We start from the raw sequence: 19,416 nt of genomic DNA on the forward strand, positions 1-19,416 counted from the left end.
TTCGACGAACCGAACGAGAAGGAGGCCCACGTGGCTGCCAAGACGCAGACGCTGACCCGTACCACCACCGATGTCCGGCCGTTCCGCGTGGAGTTCCCGGAGTCGGACCTCGAGGCGCTGCGGGCGCGCATCGCGGCCACCCGCTGGCCCGAGAAGCAGACCGTCGACGACCAGTCGCAGGGCGTGCCGCTGGAGACGAGCCAGGCGCTCGCCCGCTACTGGGAGCAGGAGTACGACTGGCGCAAGGTCGAGGCGCGGCTGAACTCCGTGCCGAACTTCATGACCGAGATCGACGGGCTCGACATCCACTTCCTCCACATCCGGTCGAAGCATGACGACGCGCTGCCGCTCATCGTCACGCACGGGTGGCCGGGCTCGATCATCGAGCAGCTGAAGATCGTCGGCCCACTCACCGACCCGACGGCGCACGGCGCGGACGCGTCGGACGCCTTCCACCTGGTGATCCCCTCGATGCCCGGCTTCGGCTTCTCCGGCCAGCCGACCGAGCCCGGCTGGGGCCCGGAGCGCATCGCCAGCGCCTGGATCGAGCTGATGAGTCGGCTCGGCTATCCGCGGTTCGCCGCGCAGGGCGGCGACTGGGGTGCACTCATCACGGACGTCATGGCTCTGCAGGCGCCTGAGAAGCTGATCGGCATCCACACCAACATGCCGGGCGTCGTCCCTCCCGAGATCGACACGTTGCTCCAGTCCGACATCACCGGAGCAGGCAACGCGCTGGCCGAGCTGCCGGCCGGCCTCTCGGCCGAGGAGCGGCGAACGTGCGAGCAGCTGGACTTCTTCTGGAAGCATTCCGCCTACGCGCTGATGATGGGCACCCGCCCGGAGACGCTGACCGGATTCGCGGATTCGCCCATCGCCCTGGCGAGCTACATGATCGACCATGACGCGGCCAGCCTGGACCTGATCTGCCAGGCCTTCGCCGGTGAACCCGTCGGCCTCACGCGGGACGACGTCCTCGACAATGTCACGCTCTTCTGGCTGACGAACACCGGAGTCTCCGCGGCGCGCATCTACTGGGAGAACAAGCTCTCCTTCTTCGCCGCCAAGGGCGTCTCCGTCCCGGCCGCCGTGAGCGTCTTCCCGAACGAGATGTACGAGACGCCCAGGAGCTGGGCGGAGCAGGCGTATGCCAACCTCATCCACTACAACAAGCTCGACCAGGGCGGGCACTTCGCGGCCTTCGAGCAGCCGGAGCTGCTGACCGGGGAGCTGCGCACCGCCTTCCGGTCGCTGCGCCAGTGAGTCCGCCGTGACCGGATCGCGCGCCGACCGGCGCGCGGGCTGACCGCGGGTCGTGCCAGCAGCTCATCCTGCTCGCACGACCCGCGGTCACGGTCGCGCCCGGAGCATCAGGTGCCGCAGTACGTGCGGTAGGAGCCGAAGTCGGGCGGAGCGGCAGCGGCGTAGCGCTCCAGGCCGGGGCGCTCGTCGTAGGGGGCGGTCACGGCCTCCACCAGCCGTTCGAGCGGGCGCAGGTCTCCGTCCGTGGCGGCGGCGAGGGCTTCCTCGACCAGATGGTTGCGAGGGATGTAGATCGGGTTGACCCGGTCCATCGCGTCGGCGTCCGGGCGTAGGGCACGCCAGCGCGCCAGCCAGTCGTCGATCGCCACCGGGTCGGGGAAGAGGCGACGCGCGGGCTCGGCGTCGTCGCGAGCGGCGCCGGCCAGCGCGCGGAAGAACGACGTGTGATCGACCTGGCCGCGGTGCAGCAGGGTGAGCAGCTCATCGGCCAGCGGTACGACGCGGGTGGGATCGAGGGCGGCCGGCAGGCCGAGCTTGGCCCGGATCCCGACCGACCAGGCGGCGCGGTACCGATCGGGGAACCGGTCGAGCGCGGCCGTCGCGAGGGCGACCGCCTGCTCCTGATCCTCGTGCAGGAGGGGCAGGAGTGACTCGGCGAGCCGGGCGAGATTCCACTGGGCCGCGAGCGGCTGCTTGCCGTAGGCGTAGCGCCCGGTCTGGTCGATGGAGCTGTAGACGGCGGCCGGGTCGAACGCCTCCATGAAGGCGCACGGTCCGTAGTCGATGGTCTCGCCCGAGATCGTCATGTTGTCGGTGTTCATCACCCCGTGGACGAACCCGACGAGCATCCAGCGGGCCACCAGCGACGCCTGAGCGGCGATGACCGCCTCCAGGAGCGCCAGGTACGGCTGCTCCGTCTCGGCGGCCCCCGGGTGGTGCCGGGCGATGGCGTGGTCGGCGAGGCGGCGCAGGAGGTCCACGTCGCCCGTGGCCCGCGCGTACTGGAAGCTTCCGACGCGCAGGTGGCTGCTGGCGACCCGGGCGAGCACCGCGCCCGGCAGCGGGGTCTCGCGCTGCACCGTGCGCCCGGTGGCCACCACGGCCAGGGAGCGGGTCGTGGGGATGCCGAGCGCGTGCATGGCCTGGCTGACGACGTACTCGCGCAGCATCGGACCGACCACGGCCAGGCCGTCGCCGCCCCGCGCGAACGGGGTGCGCCCGGAGCCCTTCAGGTGCAGGTCGCGGAGCTGGCCGTCGGCGTCGACGAGCTCGCCGAGCAGCAGCGCCCGCCCGTCGCCGAGAAGCGGGACGAAGTGGCCGAACTGGTGTCCGGCGTAGGCCTGCGCCACCGGCCTGGCGCCGTCGGGCACGCCGGCGCCGACCAGCAGGCGCACGCCGTCGGGGCTCCGCAGCCAGGCGGGATCCAGGCCCAGCGTGGCGGCCAGCGCCTCGTCGAGCACGAGCAGCCGCGGGTCCGGTGGCTCGTCGGCCTGCCAGGGCACCGCCATCTCCGCCAGCTCGCGCGCGAAGCGGTCATCGAAAGTTACGGTCAGTGACGGTTCGATGCTCACTCATCGACAGTACGTGCTTCACCGCCTCGACCGCCCGGCACGCGAACAGTGGCGCAACCGCCGATCCGGCTCTAGGCTCGCCTGTGGGTCAAGCCACGCGCCCACCTCATCCACACCGGGAGGTCGGCTCGCCATGCCCCATTCCTCGATGACGAATCCGCAGCCGCCGCCCGCCCGTGACGTACGTGTGGTCAACGCCACGGGCGAGATCGACCTCGAGACGGCTCCCGCGTTGAGAGCGGCGTTGACCGCCGCCGTCCGGGAACACCCCTGGGTCCGCTGTGACCTGAGCGGCGTCACCTTCTGCTGCGCGGCCGGCGTGAACGTCCTGATCGAGGTCGCGAACGAGGCGGCCCGCGTAGGGCACCGGTTCGACGTCCGCGGCGCCCGCGGCGGAACCGCCCGGGTCCTCGACATCACCGGCGCGGGCGTCCTCCTGACCGGCGGCGGGAGCGCGCGGTGGCCGGGGCAGCAGGGGACACGACCGCCCGATCGGTCAGCGACACCCGATCTCGGGCAGCCACCGGAGGTCGTCAGCGCTGCGTGAGGTGAGGGGCAGCTCCCCAGGTCGCGACTCGAGAGGGTCGAGCATCCGCCGCCGGACGGTGTGAGTCGCCCCAGTCATGTCGGTCCCCACTCTCGTCGCTCGCTCCCGGCGACCAGCCGTACCTTCCGCCCGTTCGGGCCCACCGATCATGTCGATGACGTTGAGCGGCACCGACGCCGGCAGGACAGCGGCGAAGCTGATCACCGTCAGCGGCGAGCTCGACAGGAACAACGCCCACCTTCTCATCGAACTGGTGGAGATCGCCGTCGGCGCGCTGCTCCAGGCCCGGGACGCGGCGGCCGGGGCCGGTGGGCGACTCACCCTTCGGGACGCGGCACCGTGTGTCCGGTATGTCCTCGCCGTCGACGGCGTCGAAGCACCCGGCACGATCAGGAGACCGACCGGACCCCTCGTGGTCCGCCCGCACTCCCGCACCACTGCGGAATGACCCGGGGCCGCCTCAATGCTGGAGTTGGCGCAGGACGGTCGAGGCCGTCGCGGTCAGTGGCGCTCCCGGCGGAGTGGACTCCACCAGCCGCTGATAGGCCTCGACGACGGGAAGCCCGTGCTGTCCGATCAGGACGCCCAGGGCGCGCTGGATCAGGTCCCGGCAGTGCAGGGCGCCACGTAGGCCGGCGACGAGCTGCCGGCTTCCGGCGTCCACCGGTGGCAGGGGTGGCAGGTCACCGGCCGGCTGGTAACAGGCCTGTACGTGCCGTACCAGGGCCGCCATCGCGACGGCGTCACGGGCGTAGAGGTTGAGCGCGCCGACCGTTGCACCGCTGCCGGCGAAGAGCGGAACGGACAGCGACGCCCGCACGCCGTTCTGCCATGCGACGTCACGGAACCGTGGCCAGACCACGGCACCGGCCATGTCGGGCACCGCCACGGGCTCGCCCGAGCGCAACGCCGTCAGGCAGGGCCCGTCGTCCTGTGCGTACTGTGCCAGGTCCACGGCCTCGGCCGTCCGGTCGCTGGCGGCCTGCGTCAGGTGGTCGCCGTGCCGGTCGACGGTGACGGAGACGTGGTCGGCCGGGTCGACCAGGGCGGCGCAGGACCGGACGACCCGGGCGAGCAGGACCGGCACCGACGGGGATTCGTCCGGGAGACCGGCCAGGGCCACGAGGTCGTCGGTGAGATCACCGGACGCGGGCTCGAGCCAGGACGCAGCTCTCACGTTCCTCCTTGCTCCACAGGGGTCGACCGAGGCCGCACACCCGATCCGTCTGCGGACGTACCAGCGATCCGGTGCCCGGCTTGAGCGGCGAGGAAACCACCGTGGCGGAGTAAATTCAGTCGCGCGCCGTGCCGACGGCGCGGGAGACGAGTGCCGCGGCGACGTCCCGGACCTTGCGGTTGGTGTCCTGCGAGATCTTCGACAACAGCGCGAACGCCTCGTCCGGCGAGCAGCGCCGCTCGCCCATGATGATTCCCTTGGCCTGTTCGATCACGGCCCGGCTCCGCATCGCCTCCCGCATCTGCTCCGCGAGCGTGGCGGTGGTGTCGTAGAGGTGGGCATTGGCCAGGGCGACGGCGGCGTACGCGGCGAACCGCTCGGCGACGTCGATCGCCGCCGCGTCGAAGGCCTGGGCCTGCCAGCCGTAGACGTTGAGGGCCCCCACGACGGCCTCCTGGATCGGCAGGCCGACCGAGAGCGAGCTACCGACCGCCCGGCTGTGGGCGTACTCCGCCCATTCCGGCCACCGCCTGTCGGTCGCCATGTCCGGCACGCTGACGGAGTCACCGCTCGGCGAAGCGTCCAGGCAGGGACCGAAACCCCGCTGATACTGCCAGTCGTCGAGGTCACGAGCCAGGTCGCTGGTGAACACCACGGTTCGCGTGTCGCCGCCCCGGATCAGCGTCACCGAGACGTCCCGGGTTCCGGGGATGGCCCGGTTGGCCAGGTCCGCGATCCGCTGCAACATCTCATCGAGACCGACCTGGTCCAGCCTGATCCCTCCCAGCTCGGCGAAGGCGCTCTGCGGGCTGACCGACGACGGTCCCATGGCGTCTCCTCGTCCTCCGGGCGTGGCCCCTCGTACTCGGCCCCGGCAGCGGGTCCGCGGCTGACGTCGATGCCCCGTCGATGCCCCGCGAACCGCCTCCGGTGCCGTACCCGGTCCCCGTGCTGCTCACACCGCGCGGTGGCCGCGCTGCCCGGGGACGCGCCCCGGCCGACGGCACGCGGCGGGGGGCGCCGCTGCCGTCGTCGGAATCGCCCCTGATTCGCCGTTGCGGCCCGGCTGCGGTTTGTCGGCCGAAGGCAGGGGTACCACCTGCGGTGCTTCGGACGGGAGCCGGGGCGAGACGTCCGCCGGCCCGCTGGTCCAGGAGGCATCTGATGCAGGCAATGGTCTACCGCGGCCCGTACCGGGTGCGGGTGCAGGAGAAGGATCGTCCCGCGATCGAGCACCCCAACGACGCGATCGTGCGGGTGACCCGGGCGGCGATCTGCGGATCGGACCTCCACCTCTACCACGGCATGATGCCCGACACGCGCGTCGGGACGACCTTCGGTCACGAGTTCGTCGGCGTGGTCGACGAGGTGGGGCCGTCGGTCCGGAACGTGAAGCCCGGCGACCGGGTGATGGTGCCGTTCAACGTCTTCTGCGGGTCGTGCTTCTTCTGCGCCCGAGGCCTCTTCGGCAACTGCCACAACGTCAACCCGAACGCCACGGCCGTGGGCGGCATCTACGGCTACTCGCACACCTGCGGCGGATACGACGGCGGCCAGGCCGAGTACGTCCGTGTACCGTTCGCCGACGTCGGCCCGAGCCTCATCCCGGAGTGGATGGACGACGACGACGCCGTCCTGCTCACCGACGCGCTCGCCACCGGCTACTTCGGGGCGCAGCTCGGCGACATCGTCGAGGGTGACGTGGTGGTGGTCTTCGGGGCCGGGCCGGTGGGCCTCTACGCGGCGAAGTCGGCCTGGCTCATGGGCGCCGGCCGGGTCATCGTCATCGACCATCTCCAGTACCGGCTGGAGAAGGCGGAGTCGTTCGCCCACGCCGAGACCTGCAACTTCGCCGAGTACGACGACATCGTCGTACACCTCAAGAAGATCACCGATCATCTCGGCGCCGACGTGGTCATCGACGCGGTGGGCGCCGAGGCGGACGGCAACCTCCTCCAGCACGTGGCCGCCGCCAAGCTGAAGCTGCAGGGCGGGTCGCCGGTCGCACTCAACTGGGCGATCGACTCGGTGCGCAAGGGCGGCACGATCTCGGTGATGGGCGCCTACGGGCCGATGTTCAGCGCCGTGAAGTTCGGCGACGCCATGAACAAGGGGCTCACCCTGCGGATGAACCAGTGTCCGGTGAAGCGGCAGTGGCCGCGCCTGTTCGACCACGTCCGCAACGGCTACCTCAAGCCCAGCGACATCGTGACCCACCGCATCCCGCTGGAGCACATCGCCGAGGCCTACCACATCTTCTCCGCCAAGCTCGACGGCTGCATCAAGCCGCTGATCGTTCCGAACGCCGCCTGAGAAGACCGGGAGCCGGACCATGGCCTACACGCCCGAGAAGCCGAAGCTGGCCCGATCCAGCGAGGAACTGCGCGCCAGCATCCCCGGCTGGGGTGCCGACCTCGACCCGAAGGACCGCCCGTCGGTGCCCCGGGAGCGGTTCGACCCGGACCTCAACGGGGCACACTGGCGGTTCCCGGAGCGGCAGCCCGAGAAGTGGCCCCGGGAGAGGTCGATCGAGCACCAGTTCCTCACCCCCGTGTTCGGCACGTCGTGCCCGCCCAAGGGGCTCTCCGGGGTGCTGCGCAGGTACGCCTACCGCACGTACAGCGAGGCACGCGCCGCACACTGGCTGCTCCTGCTGGCCGCGGACCGGGTGGACGCGGTGGAGAGCACCCTCGGGTCGTTCCTGACCCGCCGCCCGGACAACCCGCTCGCCGAGACCGGTGTCCGCAGCGAGCTCTCCCACCACGGGCTGGCCTCCCGCGCCCACAGCCGGCGGGTGGATCGCGTACACCATCCGCTGGACGCGGTGGTCGTCGCGGCGCCCTGGTTGCTGGCGGGTGGGGCCACCTACCTGGCCCTGAGGCGGATCGCCCGACGCCGCCGGGGCTAGCGTTCCAGCTACCCCCCGGCGACTGCCGTGCGGTCCGACCTCGCCCCGGGCCGGGGCGGGCGGTGGTATGAAGGCGGAGGGAGGCGGGGAGTCCGGGAGGAGCCGCGATGTCGAGCAGCCCGGACGCGCTGCTGCGACGCCGCGACGAACCGCTCCAGGCATCGTTCCTGGAGCTCTTCTTCGACCTCGCCTTCGTCCTCGCGCTGCGGCAGCTCTCGCTCGCCCTGCTCGCCGACGTCTCGGTCGCCGGGGTGGCCCGGACCGCCCTCCTCCTGCTGCCCCTGTGGTGGGTCTGGGTGGTGACGACCTGGTTCACCGACTGGTACGACCGCGCGAACCCTCGGGTGCAGGCCCTGCTCATCGGCACCACGCTCGGGGTGCTGCTGATGGGCGTCGCCATACCGGAGGCGACCGGGGACCGCGCCGCTCTCTTCGCGGGGGCGTACGTCGCGCTGCACCTCGGCCGCAGCATCGTCACCTCGGTGACACTACGTGGGCACGCCCTCCGCACCCGTACGCTGCGGATCCTGGTCTGGTTCGGCGCGTCCGCGCTCTTCTGGTTGGCCGGGGTGGTGTGGCCGGCGGTACGGGTGCCGGCCTGGACCGTGGCCGTGGCGCTGGACTACGCGGCGGCGCCGCTGGGCTGGCCGACCCCCGGGCTGGGTCGCGCCCAGCCGGGCGAGCTGCGGCTGCGGGGCACGCACCTCACCGAGCGGTTCCAGCAGATCTTCATCATCGCGCTCGGCGAGCTGATCATTACCGCAGGCCTGGCGTACTCCGCGGCCGGTCTGGGCGGCGCGCACTCCGCCGCGTTCCTGCTCGCCTTCGCCCTGGCGGCGGTGACCGGCCGGCTGTACGTCACGCCGGCCGGCCGGTACCTGGGCGCCGCCATCGACGAACGGGACCCCATCCGGTTCGGCACCCTCGCGGGCAATCTGCACCTGGTCATGATCGCCGGCGTGGTGGCCACCTCGGTCGCCGCCGACCTGGTGATCGCCCACCCCACCGAACGGGCGTCCGGCGCGGCGGTCGCCATCACCATCGCCGGCCCCGCGCTCTTCCTCGCCGGCCGGGTCGGCCTGTCCGCCGTCATCTACCGCCGGGTCTCCCGGCCCCGGCTCCTCGGGCTGCCCGCCCTGGCGGTCATCGCGCTCGCCGGACCCGCGATGCCGCTGCTCGGCGTCGCCGCGGCGACCGTCGCCGTCCTGATCACCGTGGGGGTCCTCGACGGCCGCTCCAAAGGCCGGGAGACCGCGCCGGCGTGATCGGTGGGCCGTGCCACCTCAGCCAACCAGCGGCCGGATCGCACCCGGCCGTCCGCCAGCAGGTTGCGGCCGGTGACCGAGGCGCGCGGCGTCGAGATCAGCATCTCGCTCTCCAGCCTCACGCGGGTGTCCCGCAGCCGCTCCTGGGGCCCTCGCGGCGGGGCCCGCCGCCACGACCGCGCCGAGCTTGACCGATTCGGCCGCGTCGACCGGCTGCGCGGGTCACGATGACTCGGACCGGGACGCGAGAGCGGGGAGACGACAGTGCGGATTTTCGTCGCGGGAGGAACCGGGGTGCTGGGTCGGCCGATCGTCGAGGCGCTGGTGGACCAGGGCCACGAGGTGGTGGCCACCAGCCACCGACCGGAGAACTTCTCCGTCATAGAGGCGCTCGGGGCGCGGCCGGAACTGATGAACGGACTCGACGAGGCCACCGTGCGCCAGGCGATCGGCCGGACCGAACCGGAGGTCATCGTCAACCAGATGACCGCGCTCTCCGCGCCGTCCCGCGACTACGCCACCTGGCTGGCGGTGACCAACCGGCTGCGCGCCGAGGGCACGAGGACCCTGATGGCGGCGGCTCGCGAAGCCGGCACCCGTCGGGTCGTCGCCCAGAGCGCCAGCTTCATGACCCAGCCGGCCGGGTCCGGCCCCACGGACGAGGCGTCACCGCTGTACCTGGACGCCCCGGAGCCGCTCCGGAGCCACGTACAGGCGAACATCGCGGCCGAGACGCTGGTGTTGGAGACACCGGGGATCGACGGCGTCGTCCTCCGGTACGGCTTCCTCTACGGCGAGGGCACCGCGGTCGGTCCGGATGGCGAATGGGCCACCGGGGTCGGGTCCGGCGCGGCGCCGATCGTCGGCGAGGGCACCGGCCAGTATCCGTTCGTGCACGTGCGCGACGCCGCGGCGGCCACCGTGACAGCGGTCGACCGGGGAAGCCCCGGCATCTACAACATCGTGGACGACGAGCCCGCCCCCCAGGCCGAGTGGCTGCCGTACCTGGCCGACATCCTGCACGCCCCCGCGCCGGGGCGCGTGTCGGAGGCGGAGGCCGAGGAGCAGATCGGCGTGCAGGCCGTGTACTACGGCAGCCAGCTCCGCGCGGCCAGCAACGCCAAGGCCAAGGCCGAGTTGGGATGGACCCTGGAGTACCCGTCGTGGCGGGAGGGCTTCCGAGCGCTCTTCGGATAGCTCGCGGTGGGCGCATCCGGTCCGCAAACCGGTCAGCTCCCGTCGCTCTCCCCCCACGCGGCGGTGACCAGGGCCGGGAGGACCTGCGCCGCGGTGCCGCGCAGGTTGATCGCGCAGACCGGATCGAGGGGGGTCGGCTGCGGGTTGACCTGGATCACGGTGGCGCCCGAGCGGGCCGCGACCTGCGGGATCTCGGCGGCCGGGTACACGACGCCGGCGGTGCCGACGGTCAGCAGCAGGTCGCAGGCGGCGGCCGCTTCGACCGCCGCGGTCAACGCCGCCTCGGGCAGCTGCTCACCGAACCACACCACCCCCGGGCGGACGAGCGCGGTGCAGGACGCGCACCGCGGCGGTGGCACCCGGCAGCCTTCGTGCGGCTGACCGGGGCCGCCCGAGGTGTCCCCGAGGGGCGCGGGGTGGGCGGCCGCCGCGGTGCAGCGGGGTGCGAACAGGCTCCCGTGCAGGTGGATCACGGCCTGGGTGCCCGCCCGTTCGTGCAGGTCGTCGACGTTCTGGGTGATGACGGTGCAGTCGAGGACCCGGGTCTGGAGGGCGGCGATCGCCCGATGACCGGGGTTGGGCTCGGCTCGGGCCACCCGCGCGCGCCGCCATTCGTACCAGCCCCAGACCAGGTCCGGTTCGGCGTGGAACGCCTCGGCCGTGGCGAGCCGCTGGGCGTCGAACCGCGCCCACAGGCCGGTGAGGGCGTCACGGAAGGTGGGCACCCCGCTCTCGGCGGAGACACCGGCGCCGGTGAGGACGACGACACGGCGCGCGTCGCGGAGGAGTCGGGCGGCGCGACGGAGCAGTTCAGCTTCCATGTGTGGAGATCCTGCCAGCACGGGGTTCAGCCGCTCCGGTCGTCCGGTCCCACCACGGCGTCGACCTCGAACTCCACCAACCACTCCGGGTCGATGAAGCGCGACACTTCCACGAACGTGCACGCCGGTCGTACCTGAGCGAACCGTTCGCCGTGTGCGCGCGCCGCCTCCCGCCACCGGGCGATGTCGACCAGCATGACCCTGGTCCTGATCACGTCTGCCAGCGTCGCACCGGCCTCGCGCAGTGCCTGCTCGGCGATGTCCAGGCAACGCACGGACTGCGCGTACACGTCTCCCGGTCCGGCGGTGGTCCCGTCGCCCGCGATCGGCGCGGTGCCCGCCACGGACACGTACGGCCCTATCCGCACGGCGCGGGAGAAGCCGATCTCCGGTTCCAGCGGTGATCCTGACGTCACCGAACGGCGAAGCGAAGTCACGGTCGAGAGCATCGCAGAAAGATGTGGATCCGGGGTGACCGACGAAACCGCCGTCCTCCTCACCGCTCCGGCGGAACGGCGCGGTCACCCCTCGGCGGCGAGGGCGAGGATGTCCCGCGCCACGGGCAGCGCGGCCTCCCGGTGCGCCGGGACGAGCCCGATGCGGGTGCGCCGGTCGAGCAGGTCGTCGACGGTGAGCGCGAGTTCGTGCCGGGCGGCCCAGAGCAGCTCGGCGCCGGTGACCGGGATGTCGGGCCCGATCGGCCGGCGGAGTCCGGCCGGCGCCCCGGCCAGGACGTCGACCGCCTCGGTGCCGTAGCGCTGGACCAGCCGGCGCGGCGCCGGAACCCGGGCCAGTTGCGCGCGGCTCGCGGCCCCGGGAAGCGGAAGCCGCCGGGTACGGCAGGAGCCGGCGGTGAGCCCGCGCCCGCGCACCGCGGTGTCCACCGCGTCCTGCGCCATCCGCCGGTAGGTGGTGAGCTTGCCGCCGACCACGCTGATGATGCCGTCCGGGTCGTCGATGACCGCGTGCCGCCGGGAGATGTCGGCGGTCCGGGAACCGCCGTCGGCCAGCAGCGGGCGGAACCCGGCGTAGGCGCCGAGGACGTCGGCGGGTCGCAGGGGCGCGTCGAGGACACTGTTGAGCACGTCGAGCAGGAACGCGATGTCGGCCTCGGTGGGTTCCGGCACGTCGGGTACGGGCCCGTCCACCGCCTCGTCGGTGAGGCCGGCGTAGACCAGGCCGTCGGTCTGGGGCAGGGCGAAGACGTAGCGGGTGAACTCGCCGGGCACCGGGATCGTCAGCCCCGCCCAGAGCCCGCCCAGGCGGGCGGCGGACAGGACGATGTGGGTGCCCCGCGACGGGCGTAGCCGGACGTGTGGGGTGAGTTCGCTGGCCCAGACGCCGGTGGCGTTGACCACGGCTCGGGCGGAGACGTGCAGCCGGCCACCGGTGCGGGTGTCCTCGATGGTGGCACCGTTCCGGTGCAGTTCGACGGCCCGGCAGCGGGGCAGGATGCGGGCGCGCCGGGCCGCGGCCGCGCGAGCGAGGCCGACGACGAGCCGGGCGTCGTCGCAGAGCTGGCCGTCCCAGGACAGGTGCGCCCCGCGCAGTCCCGCCCGGCGCAGCGCCGGTGCCATCGCGCCGGCCTCGGCCGCGCCCAGCCGGCGGGTGCCGGGGAGGGTGCGGCGGGAGGTCCCGGCGCAGGTACGCAGCAGGTCTCCGGCGCGCAGCCCCGCCGCCGCGGCGCGGTCCTGCCAACCGGTGGTGAACCCGGTCGACGGGAGCAGCATCGGCAGGGGGCGCGTGAGGTGCGGGGCGGTACGGGTCAGCAGCAGGTGGCGTTCGGCCGCGCTCTCGTAGGCCACGCCGACCTGGCCGTGGGCGAGGTAGCGCAGGCCACCGTGGACGAGCTTGGAGCTCCACCGGGAAGTGCCGTGCGCGAGGTCGTGGGCGTCGACGGCGACCACGGAGAGCCCACGGCTGGCGGCGTCGAGCGCCACCCCCGCGCCGGTGACGCCCAGCCCGACCACGAGCACGTCGACGGCGAGGCCCGCGGCCAGCTCGTTCAGGTCACGGTCACGGCGGGCGCCGGTCAGCGATGTCTCCACCCGGCCTCCTTGCTTCTGAGTGACATTGGATGTAACTCTGTCACACATGAATGAACGAGGGGAAGCGTCGAGCGCCGGTTGGGCCCGCTGGGGGACGGCGGAGGCCGCGAAGGGGCTACCGGACGCCGCGAGGAAACTGCTGGCGCAGGTGCTCGACCTGACGCCCCCGCCGACGACCGTGCCGCTGGCCGAGGTCACCCTGCCGGACTGCGAACTCGACGGCGCGGTCCTCGAGGAGCTGCGACGGGTGGTCGGCGACGGGCACGTGGTCACCACCGCGGCGGCCCGGGCGCGACACGCGGCCGGCATGTCGACGCCCGACCTGCTGCGCGACCGGCTCGGCCGGCCGACCCTCGCCCCGCAGGCGGTCCTCCGCCCGGCCGACCATGCCGAGGTGCTGGCCGTACTCGACGTCTGCTCCCGGCACGGCGTGGCGGTGGTCCCCTTCGGTGGCGGCACCTCCGTCGTGGGTGGCCTGACACCCGCCGCGGCCCGGCACGTCACCGTCGACCTCAGCCGGCTCGACCACCTCGTCGCCGTCGACCCGGTGTCCCGGACCGCGACCCTCCAGGCGGGGCTGCCCACCCCCCGGGCCGCGGAGCTGCTCGCCGCGCACGGGCTCACGCTCGGCCACGTTCCCCAGTCCTACGAGTACGCGACCATCGGCGGGTTCGCCGCCACCCGCTCCTCCGGCCAGGCATCGGCCGGCTACGGCCGCTTCGAGGACATGGTGACGGCGTTGACCGTCGCCACGCCCCGCGGCACCCTGCGGATCGGTCGCGCTCCCGCCTCCGCCGCCGGTCCCGACCTGCGGCAGCTCTTCCTGGGCAGCGAGGGGACGCTCGGCATCATCACCGACGTCACCGTGCGGGTACGACCGCTGCCGGCGCGGTCCCACTACGAGGGCTGGCGGTTCGAGTCGTTCGCCGCCGGCCTGGAGGCCGTACGCCGGTTGGCGCAGGACGGGCCGCGACCCACGGTGCTGCGGCTCTCCGACGAGGTCGAGACGATGATCGGGGCTGCCGGTTCCGGCCGCTCCGACGGCGGATGCCTGCTGATCGCCGGATACGAGGGCGGCGAGGTCCGTGCCACCGCCGACGCGGCCGGCGGCGTGCTGGCCGCACACGGCGGTGTGCCCCTCGGCGCGGAGGCGGGGCAGCAGTGGGCCCGGCACCGCTTCGACGCCCCGTACCTGCGCGACGCGCTGCTGGACGCGGGGGCGTTCGCCGAGACCCTGGAGACCGCGGCGTACTGGTCGACGGTGCCGCAGGTGCACCACCGCGTCCGGCAGGCCATCCTCGACGCGCTGCCGGACGGGGCGCTGGTGCTGGGTCACGTCTCCCACGTCTACGAGACCGGCGCCTCGCTGTACTTCACGGTGATCTGCTCCCCCGGGCCGGACCCGATCGGCCGTTGGCACACCGCGAAGGCCGCCGCCAGCGACGCGATCGCCGCCGTGGGCGCCACCATCACCCACCACCACGGGGTCGGCGCCGACCACCGGAGGTGGTACGCCACCGAGGTCGGGGAGGTCGGCGTGGACCTGCTCCGGGCGGTGAAGCGGCACCTGGATCCGGCCGGCATCCTCAACCCCGGCATCCTGGTGCCGTGAGGTGCGCGCCTTCGCCGTGATCCTCGGGCCGGCCGCGCGCCGGGGACTGTCCCGCCTGATGCCGGTGGCCCACCACCTCCGCGCCGCCGGCGCGCGGATCCGGGTCGAGTACACGCAAACCGCCGAGCAGGCCCGCCGGTGCGCCGCCGAGGCGGTGCGGGCCGGCGAGGTCGTCGTCGCCGCCGGGGGCGACGGCACCATCCGGCTGCTCGCCGGTGCCGTCGTCGACGCCGGTGGCCTGCTCGGCATCGTCCCCGCCGGCCGCGGCAACGACCTGGCCCGCCAGCTGGAGCTGCCGCACTCCCCCACCGAGGTCGCCGACCTGCTGCTGCACGGTCGACCACGGCACCTGGACGTGCTGCGCGTCGCCGAGCACACGATCATCGGAAGCGTCTACGCCGGCATCGACGCCGCCGCCAACGAACTGGCCAACCGGTCACGCCTGCCCGCGTCGCTGGTGTACCCCACCACCGGGCTGCGCGCGCTGCTGCGCTGGCCCCGCACCCGGTACACGATCACGCTCGACGGCCGGACGGAGCAGGTGCACGCGTACACCGTCGTCGTCGCGAACTGCGGGTACTACGGCGGTGGGCTCCACATCGCCCCGACCGCGCGGCCCGACGACGGGGCCCTGGAGGTGGTGGTCGTCCGACACGCCAGCCGGCTGCTGTTCCCGGTCGCGCTGTGGCGCATGCGTACCGGCTCGCACCTGCGGCTGCCGCAGGTCACCTCCCGGCGCGGCAGCTCGGTCACCGTACGCGCCGACCGTCCGGTCGCGGTGTACGGCGACGGGGACCCCGTCGGCCGGGACACGGAGGTGCACGTCGAGGTACGGCCGGGAGCGCTGCGGATCATCGCCGGCCAGGGGTCCTAGTCCGGGCGCAGGTAGCCGTCGACCAGGCGGGCCAGCTCGCGGTCGAACTCGGCGACCGGCGCGCCGTCGGCGACCGTACGGACGGAAAGCACGAAGGACTGCGTGGTCAGGAAGACGGCACGGGCCATCAGCTCGGCGTCGCCGGGCCGGACCGAGCCGTCGGCCTGGCCGCCGGCCACCGCCGCCGCGAGGAACCGCAGCATCTCGTCCTGACCGCCGCCGCGCCGGTCCAGAAGGTACGGCAGCAGCACCTCCGGGTCGACGTCACGAATCTTGCACAGCAGCGGGTGCTCCCGCAGCAGCCGCGCCCCCGCCGTCACCCGCGCCACCAGGCGGGACCGGGCCGGCCCGGTCGGCTCGTCCTCCCCGGTGGCCACCAGCACCTGATGCCACTCCCGGCTCATCAGGTCCCCGATCAGTGACTGCACGTCCGGCCAGCGCCGGTAGACGGTCATCCGCGAGACCCCGGCCCGGCGCGCCACGTCCGTCAACGTCGTACGGCGCACGCCGTAGGCCAGCACGCAGTCCCGGGCGGCGTCCAGCACCAGGTCGTCCACGCGGCATGTCTACCACGCCCGCCCGGCGGCGCCTGTGCACACCCGACCCGCCGCCGATCGCGCGACAGCGTCGACCGCTCACGGCAGTACGCGCACCGCCAGCGTGCAGGTGTCGTCGTCCGGGCTGGGGTGGTGCAGGAGGTCCCGGAGCCGCGGCAGGGTCTGCTTCCCCGGTTCGCGGGACAGGGTCGACAACCCTCGCATCACCGGGACCAGCAGGTCGTCGACGTCGGCCGAGCGTCTCTCCACGAGCCCGTCGGTGTAGAAGAGGAGCAGGTCGCCGACGCGCAGCGGCTGCGCGGCGACCGGGTAGGTGACGGTCTGGTCGACGCCGAGGAGGACGCCCGACGGCCGGTCGAGCGTGGTGGTCGCCCCGGCTCGGGCCAGCAGCGGGGCCGGATGGCCGGCCTGGGCCCAGCACAGCGACCGGGTCGAGGCGTCGTAGAGGGCGGCCACCGCGGTCCCGGTGACGCCCAACTGCGCGCAGAGCCGGTTCAGGTGGCCGAGCAGCACGCCCGGATCCCGGATGCCGATCGACAGCCACGCGACCAGCGCGAACCGGAGGTGGGCCATGCCGCTGGCCGCCCCCAGGCCGTGCCCGGCGACGTCTCCGACGGCGAGCGCGACCAGGCCGTCCGGCAGGGTCTGCGCGTGGTACCAGTCACCGCCGACCTGAAGGACGCGTTCCGCCGGCAGGTAGCCGACCAGCACCTCGAGCCCCGCGAGTGACAGGGGGTCGCGGGGCACCGGCTGGATCAGGTTCTGCAACTGCCCGGCGAGCCGGTGCTCCGCCAACGCGGTCATCTCGCGCGTCCGCAACTGGTCGCTGAGCCGCTCGATGGCCGTCCGCGAGTCCACCCGCGCCGTCACGTCCTGCACCACGGCGTAGACCTTCATCGGCGCCCCGTCGCCGTCCCACGCGACATCGGAGAGGATCCGCAGGTACTTGACCGACGTGCCGGCCCGGAAGCGCACCGTAACGTCCGAGGACGTCCCGCTGTCCAGCGTCTGCCAGGCCGCCTCGCGCAGTCCGTAGTCGTCGGGGACGAGCGCCGCGGCCTGCTCGGCGCGCGACATGGGGCCCAGAGCGGGGTCCCGTTCGAAGATCCGGAACATGCCGGGCGACCACTCGCTGCGCCCGGTGACGAGGTCGTACTCGGCCCAACCGAGGCTCCCCAGCAGCTCGGTGTGCTCCAGTCGGCGCCGGTCCTCGTCCAGGCGCTGCCACCAGACCAGCAGGCCGCCGAGGACCCGGTGGGCCGTCACGTCGAACAGGGAGTCCGCGACGACGCCCGCCCGGCTGCCCACGTAGCGGAAGTCGGGCAGCCGGCGCGGCTCTCCGCTCGCCAGCACCTGGTGGTAGGTCAGCCAGAGTGGGCCGTCGACGATACCGGGGTACAGCTCGCTGAGCAGCCCACCGATCCGCCCGGCGCCCCGACCGTAGACGTCGCCGGCCTGTTCGCTCGTCGCCGCGATCCGGAAGTCGACGACCTCCCCGTCGGCCGACGTGACCGGCAGCAGCCACGTGCAGTTGGCCGGGATCGCGGACAGCACCTCACGCACCGCGGCCACGGTGGAGGCATCCGGCGACGACGCGGCGGCATGCGGAACCGGCAGGCCCTCGTGAACCATGCGAGCAGCCTAGTCATCGTCGCGGCGACTCCGGGGCATCCGCCCCGCGCCGGTGCCCCCGCTGCCCGGAGGCCTCTTCCCCCGCCAACCTCGGGGCGTGGCAGAGCGTCATGACGACTCGCGAGCGCGGAGCCGACATGGTTCGCGGCGCGAGTCAGGCCGGGTCCAGCCGGTAGTGCAGGCGAAGCGCGAGGGACCGGTAGACCCGCAACTCATGGTCGGTGCGCAGCACACCGCGGTGATCCCGGTAGACGTGGAAGCGTTCGTGGAGGGGAACACGCGCGGCCCAGGCTCCGCCGCCGCCGTCCCGGACGACGACATAGGCCCCGTCGTCGCCGAAGACCCCGGGCGGCGAGGACAGCACCAACGAACCGTCGTCCTGGATGCTGGGGCGCAGGAAGACCTGCACGTTGCCGGACTCCAGTGGGAATGCCACATGGACCGAGGGCTGGTCCGAGCCGGGCAACCGCCGGGCCGAGTAGCAGCCGCTGTAGACGAACTCGCCGGTGGCGGAGAGCGTTCGTAGCCAGCCGGCGGCGTGCTGCTCACCGTGGGCGTCGACGATGTGCACGACGCGGGAATCCATGCCGTGGGCGACGTCGAGTGGGCGGGTGGGCAGGGCGAGCTGCTGGACGCGGCGGCCGAAAAGCCGACTGACCAGCTCACCACCCGGCTGGAACAGCGCCGACCACTGCGCCCAGACCTCCATCCGCCAGCCCGCGGTGCGCTCGTAGAAGTGCCGGACCGTCCGGTCCAGATCGGCGGCGCGAAAGCCGGAACCGTCCAGCAGGGACATCGAGGACAACAGCCCGCCGCCGGCGACATCCTCACGCACGACACCGCCGACCCGCTTCGCCTCGGCCGTGAGCCAGGAGGCCCCGACCGGCCCGGGACCGCAGGTCGGCGCGTCCAGCCACCGGTGGCGGCCGTCCAGGTCCACCCGGCGGCCGACCAGCCGCCACCAGGCGCGCGAGCCGAGGTCGAGGGTCCTTCCGAGGCGCCCATCGGTCACTGCGGCATCCTCCCCCGCAGCCGTCGGACCCGGCTGCCTGAGTCATCGCTCGTCCGCAGTACGGTCCCTGCGTTCACGACCGCGCCGCGTCGCCGGGTAGGCGTGCCGGCCGTTCCGACACGATAGCCATTCACGCATCGGCTGCCCGGGCCAGGACGCCCACCCATGGGCCCAGGCGCTCCAGGGACTGCCGGCCACAGCCTTCGACCCGCACCCTGACCAGAAACGGCGCGCCGTGGCGCGGCCGAACACCCGGCAGCGCCGGCGGGACCATGCCTGCGCATGGTGCCAGACGCGCACGTCCGCCGAGACCGGCGGACGTGCAGCGGCGGGAGCGCCTTTTCCCGCGGAGCGCCCACCCGGCAGCGGCGGAGCTGGGAGGCTGGGACCGCGCGGCGTGGAGGACCGGCTGAGGCCACCCGAGCCGGCAGGACCGGACAACTGTGAGGAGCACCGATGGTGGACCGCGACGACCTTCCCGCGCCACAGCACGGCCTGGTGGTCACGCATTTTCTGACGGTGCGCGACGTCGCGGTCTCGCGGGAGTTCTACGCCGACATCTTCGGCGGACAGGTCGTCCTGGCCGAAAACCCCGCGATCGTCCGGATCGCCAACAGTTGGATCATCATGAACCCCGGCGGCGGGCCCACCCCCGACAAGCCCGGCATCACCCTGGCCCCGCCCGAGCCGGGCGACCCGGTTTCCGCGTTCCTGAACGTCCGGGTCGCCGACATCGCCGCGTTCCACGCCGACGCCCGGGCGAAGGGCGCGCGGTTTCTGACCGAACCGCTCGACCGCAAGGCGGAGGTGCGCTGCTACCTACGCGACCCGGACGGCTATCTCATCGAGGTCGGGCAGGCCACCGGAATGCTGCACGGCGTCTTCGCCGACCGGCCGGCCAAATCGACGTGACTCCCTTCCCGCTCGGCGAT

Annotated in this window: 19 protein-coding genes; 10 read left to right on the plus strand and 9 right to left on the minus strand. The window is 73.1% G+C overall.

Features of this window, described 5'->3' with window-relative positions:
- Positions 1-30: 30 nt before the first annotated feature.
- Positions 31-1,263, plus strand: coding sequence for an epoxide hydrolase family protein (locus AC5L3Z_RS19455; protein WP_494843932.1), 1,233 nt, complete (start codon positions 31-33; stop codon positions 1,261-1,263).
- A gap of 107 nt (positions 1,264-1,370) precedes the next feature.
- On the opposite strand, the gene AC5L3Z_RS19460 is transcribed toward AC5L3Z_RS19455, so the two are convergent.
- Complete coding sequence (locus AC5L3Z_RS19460) at positions 1,371-2,834, minus strand: protein adenylyltransferase SelO (protein WP_494843934.1); 1,464 nt, start codon at positions 2,832-2,834, stop codon at positions 1,371-1,373.
- 148 nt (positions 2,835-2,982) lie between these two features.
- Between AC5L3Z_RS19460 and AC5L3Z_RS19465 the strand changes: the two genes are divergently transcribed.
- Entirely contained in the window at positions 2,983-3,381 is a 399-nt protein-coding gene (locus tag AC5L3Z_RS19465; RefSeq protein WP_494843936.1) for an STAS domain-containing protein, read from the plus strand.
- A gap of 154 nt (positions 3,382-3,535) precedes the next feature.
- On the plus strand, positions 3,536-3,829 hold the full coding sequence (locus tag AC5L3Z_RS19470; protein ID WP_494843938.1) for a hypothetical protein: 294 nt from the start codon (positions 3,536-3,538) through the stop codon (positions 3,827-3,829).
- Positions 3,830-3,841: 12 nt separating this feature from the next.
- Here AC5L3Z_RS19470 and AC5L3Z_RS19475 read toward each other — a convergent pair whose 3' ends face one another.
- Together AC5L3Z_RS19475 and AC5L3Z_RS19480 are read right to left on the minus strand one after the other, a co-directional pair.
- Entirely contained in the window at positions 3,842-4,558 is a 717-nt protein-coding gene (locus AC5L3Z_RS19475; RefSeq protein ID WP_494843939.1) for a GAF and ANTAR domain-containing protein, read from the minus strand.
- Between the two features lie 115 nt (positions 4,559-4,673).
- Positions 4,674-5,387 (minus strand): GAF and ANTAR domain-containing protein, encoded by a 714-nt coding sequence (locus AC5L3Z_RS19480; protein WP_494843940.1) that lies wholly within the window; start codon positions 5,385-5,387, stop codon positions 4,674-4,676.
- Positions 5,388-5,722: 335 nt separating this feature from the next.
- Here AC5L3Z_RS19480 and AC5L3Z_RS19485 point away from each other — a divergent pair, with 335 nt between their 5' ends.
- The 4 genes from AC5L3Z_RS19485 to AC5L3Z_RS19500 all read left to right on the plus strand — a co-directional run bounded on the left by AC5L3Z_RS19485 (position 5,723) and on the right by AC5L3Z_RS19500 (position 9,928).
- Complete coding sequence (locus AC5L3Z_RS19485; protein WP_494843941.1) at positions 5,723-6,871, plus strand: zinc-dependent alcohol dehydrogenase; 1,149 nt, start codon at positions 5,723-5,725, stop codon at positions 6,869-6,871.
- 19 nt (positions 6,872-6,890) lie between these two features.
- On the plus strand, positions 6,891-7,466 hold the full coding sequence (locus AC5L3Z_RS19490; protein ID WP_494843943.1) for a hypothetical protein: 576 nt from the start codon (positions 6,891-6,893) through the stop codon (positions 7,464-7,466).
- Positions 7,467-7,573: 107 nt separating this feature from the next.
- The gene (locus AC5L3Z_RS19495; RefSeq protein WP_494843945.1) at positions 7,574-8,731 is read left to right on the plus strand and encodes a low temperature requirement protein A; all 1,158 of its coding nucleotides are present in this window, start codon (positions 7,574-7,576) and stop codon (positions 8,729-8,731) included.
- A 264-nt stretch (positions 8,732-8,995) separates the two neighbouring features.
- Positions 8,996-9,928, plus strand: coding sequence for an NAD-dependent epimerase/dehydratase family protein (locus tag AC5L3Z_RS19500; RefSeq protein ID WP_494843947.1), 933 nt, complete (start codon positions 8,996-8,998; stop codon positions 9,926-9,928).
- 32 nt (positions 9,929-9,960) lie between these two features.
- On the opposite strand, the gene AC5L3Z_RS19505 is transcribed toward AC5L3Z_RS19500, so the two are convergent.
- The 3 genes from AC5L3Z_RS19505 to AC5L3Z_RS19515 all read right to left on the minus strand — a co-directional run bounded on the left by AC5L3Z_RS19505 (position 9,961) and on the right by AC5L3Z_RS19515 (position 12,797).
- A complete protein-coding gene (locus AC5L3Z_RS19505) occupies positions 9,961-10,749 on the minus strand; it encodes an SIR2 family NAD-dependent protein deacylase (RefSeq protein ID WP_494843949.1) in 789 nt (262 codons plus the stop codon).
- A gap of 26 nt (positions 10,750-10,775) precedes the next feature.
- A complete protein-coding gene (locus AC5L3Z_RS19510) occupies positions 10,776-11,165 on the minus strand; it encodes a RidA family protein (RefSeq protein WP_494843951.1) in 390 nt (129 codons plus the stop codon).
- 105 nt (positions 11,166-11,270) lie between these two features.
- A complete protein-coding gene (locus AC5L3Z_RS19515; protein WP_494843953.1) occupies positions 11,271-12,797 on the minus strand; it encodes a glycerol-3-phosphate dehydrogenase/oxidase in 1,527 nt (508 codons plus the stop codon).
- Between the two features lie 46 nt (positions 12,798-12,843).
- Here AC5L3Z_RS19515 and AC5L3Z_RS19520 point away from each other — a divergent pair, with 46 nt between their 5' ends.
- Positions 12,844-14,409 (plus strand): FAD-binding oxidoreductase, encoded by a 1,566-nt coding sequence (locus AC5L3Z_RS19520; protein WP_494843955.1) that lies wholly within the window; start codon positions 12,844-12,846, stop codon positions 14,407-14,409.
- A 1-nt stretch (position 14,410) separates the two neighbouring features.
- Positions 14,411-15,283, plus strand: coding sequence for a diacylglycerol/lipid kinase family protein (locus AC5L3Z_RS19525; RefSeq protein ID WP_494843956.1), 873 nt, complete (start codon positions 14,411-14,413; stop codon positions 15,281-15,283).
- On the opposite strand, the gene AC5L3Z_RS19530 is transcribed toward AC5L3Z_RS19525, so the two are convergent.
- From AC5L3Z_RS19530 to AC5L3Z_RS19540, 3 genes are all read right to left on the minus strand, one after another.
- Positions 15,280-15,840 (minus strand): TetR/AcrR family transcriptional regulator, encoded by a 561-nt coding sequence (locus AC5L3Z_RS19530; RefSeq protein ID WP_494843958.1) that lies wholly within the window; start codon positions 15,838-15,840, stop codon positions 15,280-15,282. The two genes, AC5L3Z_RS19525 and AC5L3Z_RS19530, sit on opposite strands and share 4 nt — an antisense overlap.
- A 78-nt stretch (positions 15,841-15,918) precedes the next feature.
- Positions 15,919-17,472: a PP2C family protein-serine/threonine phosphatase gene (locus AC5L3Z_RS19535; RefSeq protein WP_494843960.1), complete on the minus strand. Its 1,554-nt coding sequence runs from the start codon at positions 17,470-17,472 to the stop codon at positions 15,919-15,921.
- 154 nt (positions 17,473-17,626) lie between these two features.
- Positions 17,627-18,484: a hypothetical protein gene (locus tag AC5L3Z_RS19540; RefSeq protein WP_494843961.1), complete on the minus strand. Its 858-nt coding sequence runs from the start codon at positions 18,482-18,484 to the stop codon at positions 17,627-17,629.
- 459 nt (positions 18,485-18,943) lie between these two features.
- On the opposite strand from AC5L3Z_RS19540, the gene AC5L3Z_RS19545 reads away from it, so the two are divergent.
- On the plus strand, positions 18,944-19,396 hold the full coding sequence (locus AC5L3Z_RS19545) for a VOC family protein (protein ID WP_494843963.1): 453 nt from the start codon (positions 18,944-18,946) through the stop codon (positions 19,394-19,396).
- Positions 19,397-19,416: the final 20 nt, after the last annotated feature.

This window comes from Micromonospora sp. LZ37, assembly GCF_059359015.1.